Below are 9,594 nucleotides of genomic sequence, written 5' to 3' on the forward strand. Positions count from 1 at the left end.
CGAGGAACGCCCCGATGCCAGACGCCAAAGGCCAGGCCGCCTCTCGGCCCGGTCCAGATCTCCTCAGCGGCAGCGTCCCGAAGGCGATGGCCCTCTTCGCGATCCCGACGCTCGGCTCCTCGGTGCTGCAGTCGCTGAACGGGTCGATCAACGCGATCTGGGTCGGCCGCTTCCTCGGAGAGGAGGCCTTGGCTGCGACCACCAACGGCAACATCGTGATGTTCCTGCTGATCTCGTTCGTGTTCGGCTTCGGCATGGCCTCGACGATCTTCATCGGGCAGGCCGCCGGGCGCAGCGACGAGGACGGCGCGCGCCGGGTCATGGGCACGGCGCTGGGCACGATCATACCCATGGGGGCGGCGATCGCGCTGATCGGCTGGTTCGTGGCGCCGTGGCTGCTGGGCGTGCTGGGCACGCCGGGCGAGGCGCGCGCGCTCGCGCTGACCTATCTGCGGGTCATCTTCGTCGCGATGCCAGCGACGCTGACCTTCACGCTGGTCATGATGGCGCTGCGCGGCACCGGCGACTCCATCACGCCGCTGAAGTTCATGGGCGTCTCCGCCGCGCTCGACGTCGCGCTGAACCCGGTGCTGATCCTCGGCCTCGGACCGGTGCCCGAGCTGGGCATCTTCGGCTCGGGCCTCGCCACGGTGATCGCGAACACCGTCGCGCTCGTCGGGATCATGGTCTCGCTCTATCGTCGCGACTCGGTGCTGGCGCTGCGGGGGCGGGCGCTGCGGCTGCTGCTGCCCGACCGGACGGTCCTGCGCGCCGTGGTGGGCAAGGGCCTGCCCATCGGGCTGCAGATGATCGTCATCTCGACCGCGTCGCTGACCATGCTGACGCTCATCAACCGCGAGGGGGTGGACACGGCCGCGGCCTACGGCGCGACCCAGCAGCTCTGGACCTACGTCCAGATGCCCGCGATGGCCCTCTCCGCCGCGGCGAGCGCGATGGCCGCGCAGAACATCGGCGCCGGGCAGTGGGGGCGGGTGGGGCGCATCGCGCGCTGGGGCATCTACTTCAACCTGGGGCTGACCGGGCTGCTGATCGCGCTGCTGACGGTCTTCGACCGCGCCGCGCTGGGGCTGTTCCTCGGGGCCGACAGCACGGCGATCCCGATCGGGCGGCACATCCAGCTGGTCGCGACGTGGGGCTACCTGTTCTTCGGCATCGCGCAGGTCCTCTTCGGGACGATGCGCGCGAACGGCTACGTGATCGCGCCGCTGATCGTGATGGTGATCTCGATGTACCCCGTGCGGCTGGGCTTCGCCTTCGGGCTGCGGCCCGTGCTGGGCGAGGACGCGCTGTGGCTGTCCTTCCCCATCGGGATGACGGCCACGGCGGCGATGGCCGCCTGGCTCTACCGCCGGGGCCGCTGGCGCGAAGGCTCGGCCGTGAGCCGGAACGAGGCCGCGAAGGGCACCGGGGCCGATCGCGACTGCGGCAGCGTGAACGGGACAGGGACCGACCTCGCCCCCGGCGCGACCGTGTCGCGCCATGCCGCCTGAACGGTGTCGGGATGCCCATGGTACGGCCGGGCGTCGAACGAAGCGGCGCCTCGGGCGTTCAGGAAGAACGCACACATCAAAGAAGGCCATTCCATGACCGAAGACCCCTTTCCGCGCGACGATGCCTTCGACACCACGCCCGCCTTCCTGCGCGAAGGCTACCTCTTCGTGGGCAACCGCTGCGACCGCTTCGGCACGGACGGGTTCCGCGCGCGCCTGATGCTCGAAGAGATCACCTGCATCCGCGGGCGCGAGGCGTCCGAGCTGTTCTATGGCGGCGACCGGTTCACCCGCCAGGGCGCGATGCCACCCACCACCGTCAGCCTCCTGCAGGGCAAGGAAAGCGTCCAGGCCCTGGACGGAGCGGCCCACGAGCACCGCAAGGGGATGTTCATGGCCCTGATGACGGAGGACGCGCTGGCACGCGGCGCCGATCTCTTCGCCGATGCCTGGCGGGAGTACGTGGCCAAGCATGCCGGAGAGGAGATCGTGCTCCACGACGCCGCCAGGCTGATGCTGACCCGCGCGGCGCTGGCGTGGACCGGGGTCGAGGCCGAGGATGAAGCGACGCGCCTGCTCGCGACCGAACTGGGGGAGATGATCGACAACGCCGCCTCGTTCGGGCCGCACTACATCAAGGCGCGCTTCCTGCGCGAGCGCTGCGAGCGCTGGGCGACGGAGGTGATCGAGGACATCCGGGAGGGCCGCCGGAGCGGCGACGGCCCGGCCGGCGCGATGGCGCGCCACCGCGATCCAACGGGCGAGTTGCTGGACGCGAACGTGGTGGCGGTCGAGCTGATCAACCTGCTGCGCCCGATGGTGGCGATCGGACGCTACGTCATCTTCCTCGCGCTGGAGCTGCACCGCCGTCCCGAATGGCGCCGGCGCATCGCGGAGGGTGCCGACCCCCACGCTTTCGTCCAGGAGGTCCGCCGCACGGCGCCGTTCTTCCCGGTGATCGCCGGCCGTGCCCGGAAGTCCTTCGAGGGGATGGGGCATCGCTTCGAGGAAGGCGACTGGGTCATGCTCGATCTCTACGGCACCAACCGCGACGCGCGCATGTGGGACGCCCCGGAGGAGTTCCGGCCCGAACGCTTCGACGGCCGTGAGATCGATCCGTTCGAGATGGTCCCGCAGGGCGGCGGCGACTTCCTCTCGGATCACAGATGCCCGGGCGAATGGCTGACGATCCGCGTGATGGAGACGGCCGCGCGCCTTCTGGCGGAGGCCGGCTACGAGGTGCCGGACCAGGACCTCGGGGTGGATCTCTCGAAGATGCCTGCGCTGCCCGCTTCGGGCTTCGTCCTGCGGCTGCCGTGACGCGGCGAGGGCGGGCGGCGTGACGGACGGCGTGATCCTTGCGATGGCGCTCGCCGTCGTGCTCTTCGCCTGCGTCTCGGATCTCGGGCGGGAGGGACGGTTCACCGCGCCGATGATGTTCGCCGGCATGGGCCTTCTTCTCGGGCCGCTGGGGCTTGGGCTGCTGTCGATCAACCTGCGCGACGCGGCAGTCGTGCGGGTGGCCGAGCTGACGCTCGTGGTGACGCTCTTCACCGATGCGGTGCGGATCGACATCCGGCGGCTGCGGCGCTTCCACTCGCTGCCGCTGCGCCTCCTGGGCATCGGCCTGCCGCTGACCATGCTGGCGGGCACCGGGGCGGCGCTGCTCCTGTTCCCGGGCTTCGGCATTTGGGAGGCCGCGGTGCTGGCGATCATCCTCGGGCCGACGGACGCCGCGCTTGGCGAGCCGGTGGTCGATTCCGAGGACGTGCCGCGGCTGGTGCGGCAGGGGCTGAACGTGGAATCCGGCCTCAACGACGGGCTAGGCCTGCCATGCCTGCTGATCGCGCTGGCGCTGGCGTCGGGCATGACGGAGATGGCGCCCGACGGCCGGCCTTGGCCCATCTGGCTGGCGATGCAGATCATCGGCGGGCCCCTCGTCGGCGCGGGCATCGCATTCGTCGCCGCGCGTGCGCTGGAGCGGCCGGTCCGCAAGGGCTGGGTCGGCCGGGACTTCTTCCGCCTCGCGCTGCTCGCGCTGCCGATCATCGCCTACATCGTCGCCGAGATGGTGGGCGCCAACGGCTTCCTGTCGGCCTTCGCCTCCGGCCTCGTCACGTCGACCCGCTCGGACGAGACGCGCGACGAGGTGGACGAGTTCGGGGGAACGGTGGGGCAGCTCCTGAACTCGACGGTGTTCTTCCTCGTCGGAGCGCTGTTCCTGCCGGAGTTCCTGCACCATGTCGGATGGCCGCACGTGGTCTTCGCGATCCTCGCGCTTACGGCCCTGCGGATGGTCCCCGTCGCGCTCGCGATGATGGGGTTGGGCCTGCACCCCTCGACCGTCACGTTCCTCGGATGGTTCGGGCCGCGCGGCATGGCCTCGGTGATCTACCTGTTGATCGTCGTGGAGCACGACGGCATCGCGGGCTTCGACGACATCGCGGCCACGGTCGCCCTGACGGTGGCCATCAGCATCGTGGTCCACGGCATGACGGCCGCCCCGGGCAGCAAGCGCTACGGCGCGCGCATGAAGCGGATCGGGGCGGACCGGGTCGACGTGCCCGACCAGCGCCTTCCCGGCGAACGGAGCGGCCGGCAGAGCGGCTGACCGGCGTCAGGCCCGGCGGCGCGGCCTGCGGATCAGCCAGACGATCAGCAGGAGCAGGACGATGCCGGCGGCCGCGAGGCCGAGCCCGGCGAGCCAGGGCGCGTTCGAGATGAGCCATGGCGTCGAGAGGCCGCCAGCCAGGATCGAGGAGACGCGGCCCGCGTCGAGGTCGCTCGCTGCGCCGCCGAAGCTGGTCCGGACGTAGTTGGCCACCGAGGCGATCTGCTCGTCCGACATGGCGTCGCGGAAGCCGGGCATCAGAATGCGCTCGCCGTGCACCGTGCGATCGATGCCGTGCGCGATAACCTGGACGAGGTTCGCCGCGTTCGCGTCCTGCCCCGTGACGAGCAGGAGCGAGGGGTGCACCCCGTCGGGTGAGCCACGCCCGTCGATGCCGTGGCATGACGAGCAGGCCGCCTGGTAGAGCTGCGCGCCGAAGTCGGTGTCGTGGCGCAATGCGCCGGCCCAGTCGTCCGCCGGCACCTCGACCGCGACCGGGGGCGGGCGCCCGCCGGCCAGCGCGGCGGGGCGGTCGGAGGCCACCGGGGGCACCGCCCGCAGATAGGCCACGATGGCGGCGATGTCCCCCTCGGGAAGGTGGCTGAGGCTGCGCGAGACGACGGTCCCCATCTCGCCGCCCGCGACGCCATGGGGCGAGTGGCCGGTCGCGAGGAAGCGCGCGAGCTCCTCGTCCTCCCAGTCGCCCACGCCGCCGGGACCGGTGGTGATGTTGGGCGCCCACCAGCCCCCCAGCATCGCCCCACCGAGGTGCCGGTCCGCCAGTTGCTGCATCAACTGGCCCCGCGGCGTGTGGCAGGCGCCGCAGTGGCCGAGCGTCTCGACCAGCTCGCGGCCCCGCTCCTCCAGGGGCGAGGCGGCGGGCTTGGCCCCCGTCGCCTCGCCCTCGTCGAGAAAGAGGAGGTTCCACGCGGGCATCAGCCAGCGGTAGAAGGGAAAGCCCAAGTCCGTATCGGGGTGGGTCCTCTCCACCGGTTCGACGTCGAGCATGAAGAAAGACCAGAGAGCGGCGATCTCTCGATCGGCGAGGCCGGTGTACGACGTATAGGGCATGGCCGGATAGATATGCCCGTCGGGGCCGTCGCCTTCCCGCAGGACGCCGGCGAAATCCTCCAACGTCCAGCCGCCGATCCCGGTCGCCGGATCGGGGGTGATGTTGCTGGCGTAGATAGCGCCGATGGGGCTGGGCACCGGATCGCCGCCGGCGAAGGTGGTGCCGTGGCAGCCGGCGCAATCGGCGGCGACGGCGAGATAGCGCCCCTCCTCCACGAGTTCGGGATCCGGCGCGACCTGCTGCGCCACCGCGGGCGCGGCGGCGAGAAAGGCGACGAGCAGGGCGAGACGGCGCATGGCTCAGACCTCCGCTGCGACGTGGGCGCCGGCGCGCATGGCCAACGCCATGCCGGTCAGGGTGGGGTTCACGCAGGAGGAGGACGGGAACACGCCCGTCGTGACGAGGAACAGGTTCTCATGGTCGTGGCAGCGCAGATCCGCGTCCACCACCGAGTCGGACGGGTCGTCGCCCATGATGGTGGTTCCCATGATGTGGTGCTGGTTCGACCAGGTGTCCCCCGGCCGCTCCTGCGGGGTGGCGCCCATGGCCTGGACCCAGTTCGCGAAGTCGTCGAGCGTCCGCGGAAGGGCGTCCCTGCAGTAGTCCTGGAGCCGGTAGCGCATCTTGAGCCCCGGCAGCCCGAGCGGCGTGCGCGTGTCCGGATCGGGCGCCACGAAGTTCGCCGGGTCCGGCAGATCCTCCAGCAGCGTCTGGCTGGAGAGGTAGCGCGCGGCGCGGTGGCGCATCTCCGCGTCGAGCGCGGGCCCGACGAGCCGGCGCCGGGACCGGCCGCCGTTGCCGCGGCTGGTGTAGGCCACGTCGCTCCCGCCGCTTCCGCCCTCGCCCGTGTCGAAGAACGGGGCGGCCACGGTCAGGGCGGGGTTGTGGTTCATGAACTGGTAGAACCCCCCCGACATCTCGGAGCGGTCGGGCTGGAGGCGGCGCTGCATGTTCGCGCCGTGAAGGTACTGCCCCCGGCCCACCCACAGATCCTCGTCCGCGTAGAACCCGAAGGTCAGGGTGGGGTGGATCATCAGGTTGCGCCCGACCATCCCCGACGAGTTCGCGAGATCGTTCATCAGGAGGAGCTTCGGCGTCTCGAACCCATGCGCGGCGAGGACGACGATCTTCGCGGTCAGCGCCGTGCGCTCCCCGCCGGGGTCGAGATAGGAGACCGCCGTCACCCGGCCCCGCCCGTCGACCTCGAGCCGGTCGACCAGCGCGCCGGTGACGAGGCGCGCGCCCGCGTCCTGCGCCGCCCTCAGGTCGTGGAGGCCGGAATGCTTGGCGCCGATCGGGCAGTTCGGGTTGCAGATATTGTTGCCGACGCAGGCCGGGCGCCCGTCATAGGGACGCGAAAGCCGCACGTTCGGCGCGTGGAGGAGCCGGTAGCCCCGCTCGGAGGTGCGCATCTGGAAGCGCTGGAGCGCGTAGGGCTTGGCCTCCGGCGGCAGCGGATAGGGGCGCGAGCGGGGCGGGTAGGGAACACCCCGGTCCTGGCCGGAATAGTCCGTCTCGTCCGCTCCGATCACCCCGACCTGGTACTCGGCCTCGGTATACCACGGCTCGAGCTCGTCATAGTCGAAGGGCCAGTCGCGCGAGACGCCGAAGAGGGACCGCATCCGCATCTCCTCGGGCAGCAGGCGCCACGCCACGCCCGTCCAGTGCCGCGAGGTTCCGCCCGCCACGGTCAGCGTGCCGGGTATCATCGAGACGTCTATGTCGTCGTCCACGTAGCCGGGCGACCAGGAGTTGGGTGCGTAGGGGATGTCGCCGAACGGATCGTTGAGGTTGCCCTTGCGCGGGCTCGTGCGCCAGTTCTCGGTGATCTTCCAGTCGGGCACGACGGGCCCGGCCTCCAGGATCAGCACGTCGTGCCCTGCCCGCGCGATCTGGAGCGCGGCGAGCGAGCCGAGCGAGCCGGAGCCCACCACGATGACGTCGGCGTCGTGTTCTGCCATCAGTCGGCTCCTTGCCTGCGATCTTCGCCCGGCTGGCCCCCTTGCCCGCCGCCGGGGCCGCCCGTCCGCGCGCCTGGCTTGGCGCGGCGGGCCGCCTCGATGCTATCGTGGTCGGCGGTGGCGTAGTCGCGCCATTCGGCCTCCGGGGGCACGATCCCGTCCGGCCCGCCCGGATGGAACGTCCAGTCCAGGATCGCAGCCGGCATCGCGGGCGGGTCGACCGCCGGCGGCGGCTCGGACCACCATCCGGCCGAGCGGCCGGGATATGTCGGGCGGGGAACCTGATCGAGGATCTTCTCCCAGGACTGCCCTTGGAGAAAGGTCGCGAAGACCGCGTCGTCGTCGAGGATCGTGCTCGACGGCGAGCCGACGTAGCCGAGATACCAAGGCTTCGCGATCTGGAGGGCGAAGTCCACCTCCTCGTCCGACAGCGCGGCGAGGCGGTCCTCGCGGGTGCCGGCCGCCCCGATGGCGTCCGCGAGGCCGGAGAGCCTTGCGGGAAAGTCGTCGATCCGTCCGGCGAGAAGGCCCGCGATCCGCTCGGCCACGTCCGCCTGAAGACCGTCCTCGCCCGTGAGCAGGCGCGAGACGCGCATGAAGGTGTCGCCTTCCTGCCCCCGGGCCGGGACGGCATGCAGGAAGGCCACGGCCGGCACGGTGCCTGCCAGACCCAGAAGCACGTCGCGGCGGGTGGGTCGGCGGCGATCGTCCATGGCGAACCTCTTGCGCACTGGTCATGGCGACAACGTTCCGAACGTCGAAAAGTTCTTCGCCCCGGTCGCGGGGGGCGCACGCCCTCGCGTTCTCGTCCCGGCGCCGACCGGGGCTTCTCGCCGCGGCGAGGCCGGCGAGGCGGACCGCATGCGCGGCGGTGGCCCAGCATGGGAAGGCTCGGGCGCCGACGGAGCGCGACCTCCATGCGGCGTAAGGCGGGGCGGCGGGTGCGGAGGGATGCGGGCCCGGCCCGGTGGCGGTCGGCGGGGGATACCGAGGACGCCTTCGGGCGTTCCCCGTCCGACGCGCCGCATGGAGGTTCCCGATGGAGAACGTCACCCCTTTCGATCTGCACCGCATGTTCATCGGCGACGAGCCGCCGCTCTACTTCGCCGAGATCGCGTTCCGCACCGTCGCCGTCTACGCCTTCGCGGTCGTCGCGCTGCGCTACATGGGCTCGCGTGGGAACCGCGGCTTCTCGCCGTTCGAGAACGTGGTCATCATCGCGCTCGGCTCGGCGGCGGGCGACACGATGTTCTATCCCCAGGTGCCGCTTCTCTATGCCTTCATGGTAATCGCGCTGGTGATCACGATGGACCGGTTCTCGGCCGTCGCGCAGATGCGGTCGGGGAGGGTCAACACGTTCCTCGAGGGGTTGCCGCTCCTGATGGTCGAGGAGGGGCAGGTGCTGCAGGAAGCGCTGCGCAAGGCCGGCATCCGCCATGACGAGCTGCTCGGCCTCCTGCGCGCCCAGGGGGTCGAGCATCTGGGCGAGGTGCGCCATGCGCTTCTGGAGCGCAGCGGGGAGATCAGCGTGTTCCGGGCGAAGGACGCCCCCGAGGGCCCATCGACCTGGCCAGACCGGCTGCAGGAGACGGGCGGTGCGGCCGGGTGAGCGCCCGGACGGAGGCGAAGGGGCGGACGGCGGCAGTCGCGTGGGGAGCGGCATGAGGATCCCCACCGAGCGGGCGGGCGCGGGCACCTGCGTCCGTCGGCGTAACGAGGCCGATCGCTTCGAAGCGCGGCACCGGGGGTTGTAAAACCCGACCGATATTGTCAGGATCGAACCGATCCCAGCCAGCACCGCCGCGAGGTGCCAGCCCGGACCGATTATGAACGGAGCGATCGGTCATGCGACAGCACGGCGAGGCGCGGGGCCTGCCCCCCGAGGATCAGGAACCATGCGTGGTCGTCCTGCTCGACATCCTGTTCGAGGGCCGCGCGCCATCGGAGAACCGTATCGAGGCGCTGCTGGATCGGGCCCTGCGCGCGGAGAGGAAGCCGGCATGGGCGCGATGAGCGATGCGCCCCGGACCTCCGAGGTCGCGGGCGTCCCGATCCACCGCGCCGAGCATCTGCTTCTGGGTCGGGGCGAGGCCCGCATCGTACTGGGCGAGCAGGTCTATACGCTACGGCTGACGCGGGCCGGCAAGCTGATCCTGACCAAGTAGGGGCGTCCCCCGCCCGGGGGGGCTTCGCGCCGGGTCCGGAGGGGCGCGAGGCCGGGACCCGTTCCGGCGTCGAGCCGCCCGCGATCGTGCGACGGAATTCTTCGCCCCCATGAGAAGGTGCTTCTTCGGGCGCCGGGGACCATCCGGGGTGATGGAGGCGGATGATCGGTCCATACGCACGGCCCATGACCTCTTATTCCTCTCCGCATGGCGGTTTGCCGTCTCAGTCGCAGCTTCTGTCGGGCCGTGCGCGGCTGACGGAGGCGTATTCGGT

General features: G+C 71.1%; 9 protein-coding genes. 6 read left to right on the forward strand and 3 right to left on the reverse strand.

Going from position 1 to position 9,594, the window contains the following annotated elements; translation table 11 throughout:
- Positions 1–14: 14 nt before the first annotated feature.
- From BCF33_RS13220 to BCF33_RS13230, 3 genes are all read left to right on the forward strand, one after another.
- Positions 15–1,511, forward strand: coding sequence for an MATE family efflux transporter (locus BCF33_RS13220; RefSeq protein WP_106161410.1), 1,497 nt, complete (start codon positions 15–17; stop codon positions 1,509–1,511).
- Positions 1,512–1,604: 93 nt separating this feature from the next.
- The gene (locus BCF33_RS13225; RefSeq protein WP_106161412.1) at positions 1,605–2,831 is read left to right on the forward strand and encodes a cytochrome P450; all 1,227 of its coding nucleotides are present in this window, start codon (positions 1,605–1,607) and stop codon (positions 2,829–2,831) included.
- A 19-nt stretch (positions 2,832–2,850) separates the two neighbouring features.
- Complete coding sequence (locus tag BCF33_RS13230) at positions 2,851–4,122, forward strand: cation:proton antiporter (protein WP_106161414.1); 1,272 nt, start codon at positions 2,851–2,853, stop codon at positions 4,120–4,122.
- A gap of 6 nt (positions 4,123–4,128) precedes the next feature.
- Here BCF33_RS13230 and BCF33_RS13235 read toward each other — a convergent pair whose 3' ends face one another.
- The 3 genes from BCF33_RS13235 to BCF33_RS13245 are packed head-to-tail and all read right to left on the reverse strand — an operon-like array spanning position 4,129 to position 7,868.
- The gene (locus tag BCF33_RS13235) at positions 4,129–5,490 is read right to left on the reverse strand and encodes a c-type cytochrome (protein ID WP_106161416.1); all 1,362 of its coding nucleotides are present in this window, start codon (positions 5,488–5,490) and stop codon (positions 4,129–4,131) included.
- A gap of 3 nt (positions 5,491–5,493) precedes the next feature.
- On the reverse strand, positions 5,494–7,155 hold the full coding sequence (locus tag BCF33_RS13240) for a GMC family oxidoreductase (protein ID WP_106161418.1): 1,662 nt from the start codon (positions 7,153–7,155) through the stop codon (positions 5,494–5,496).
- Complete coding sequence (locus tag BCF33_RS13245; RefSeq protein ID WP_106161420.1) at positions 7,155–7,868, reverse strand: sugar dehydrogenase complex small subunit; 714 nt, start codon at positions 7,866–7,868, stop codon at positions 7,155–7,157. Before BCF33_RS13245 ends, BCF33_RS13240 begins: the two co-directional genes overlap by 1 nt.
- Before the next feature lie 326 nt (positions 7,869–8,194).
- Between BCF33_RS13245 and BCF33_RS13250 the strand changes: the two genes are divergently transcribed.
- From BCF33_RS13250 to hemP, 3 genes are all read left to right on the forward strand, one after another.
- Positions 8,195–8,764 (forward strand): DUF421 domain-containing protein, encoded by a 570-nt coding sequence (locus BCF33_RS13250; RefSeq protein ID WP_106161422.1) that lies wholly within the window; start codon positions 8,195–8,197, stop codon positions 8,762–8,764.
- A 236-nt stretch (positions 8,765–9,000) separates the two neighbouring features.
- Positions 9,001–9,168 carry a hypothetical protein gene (locus BCF33_RS14115; protein ID WP_158259427.1) on the forward strand — a complete coding sequence of 56 codons (168 nt, stop codon included), beginning with the start codon at positions 9,001–9,003 and terminating at the stop codon, positions 9,166–9,168.
- Complete coding sequence (gene hemP, locus BCF33_RS13255; RefSeq protein WP_106161424.1) at positions 9,156–9,320, forward strand: hemin uptake protein HemP; 165 nt, start codon at positions 9,156–9,158, stop codon at positions 9,318–9,320. The genes BCF33_RS14115 and hemP overlap by 13 nt, the downstream gene beginning before the upstream one ends.
- Positions 9,321–9,594 lie beyond the last annotated feature (274 nt).

Source organism: Hasllibacter halocynthiae (assembly GCF_003003095.1).
Lineage (GTDB): Bacteria > Pseudomonadota > Alphaproteobacteria > Rhodobacterales > Rhodobacteraceae > Hasllibacter > Hasllibacter halocynthiae.

What these genes read in the sequence shown, in the direction of transcription:
- BCF33_RS13220 (WP_106161410.1), top strand. Translation starts at nt 15, where the DNA reads ATGCCAGACGCCAAAGGCCAGGCCGCCTCTCGGCCCGGTCCAGATCTC.
- BCF33_RS13225 (WP_106161412.1), top strand. Translation starts at nt 1,605, where the DNA reads ATGACCGAAGACCCCTTTCCGCGCGACGATGCCTTCGACACCACGCCC.
- BCF33_RS13235 (WP_106161416.1), bottom strand. Translation starts at nt 5,490, where the DNA reads ATGCGCCGTCTCGCCCTGCTCGTCGCCTTTCTCGCCGCCGCGCCCGCG.
- BCF33_RS13240 (WP_106161418.1), bottom strand. Translation starts at nt 7,155, where the DNA reads ATGGCAGAACACGACGCCGACGTCATCGTGGTGGGCTCCGGCTCGCTC.
- BCF33_RS13245 (WP_106161420.1), bottom strand. Translation starts at nt 7,868, where the DNA reads ATGGACGATCGCCGCCGACCCACCCGCCGCGACGTGCTTCTGGGTCTG.
- BCF33_RS13250 (WP_106161422.1), top strand. Translation starts at nt 8,195, where the DNA reads ATGGAGAACGTCACCCCTTTCGATCTGCACCGCATGTTCATCGGCGAC.
- BCF33_RS14115 (WP_158259427.1), top strand. Translation starts at nt 9,001, where the DNA reads ATGCGACAGCACGGCGAGGCGCGGGGCCTGCCCCCCGAGGATCAGGAA.
- hemP (WP_106161424.1), top strand. Translation starts at nt 9,156, where the DNA reads ATGGGCGCGATGAGCGATGCGCCCCGGACCTCCGAGGTCGCGGGCGTC.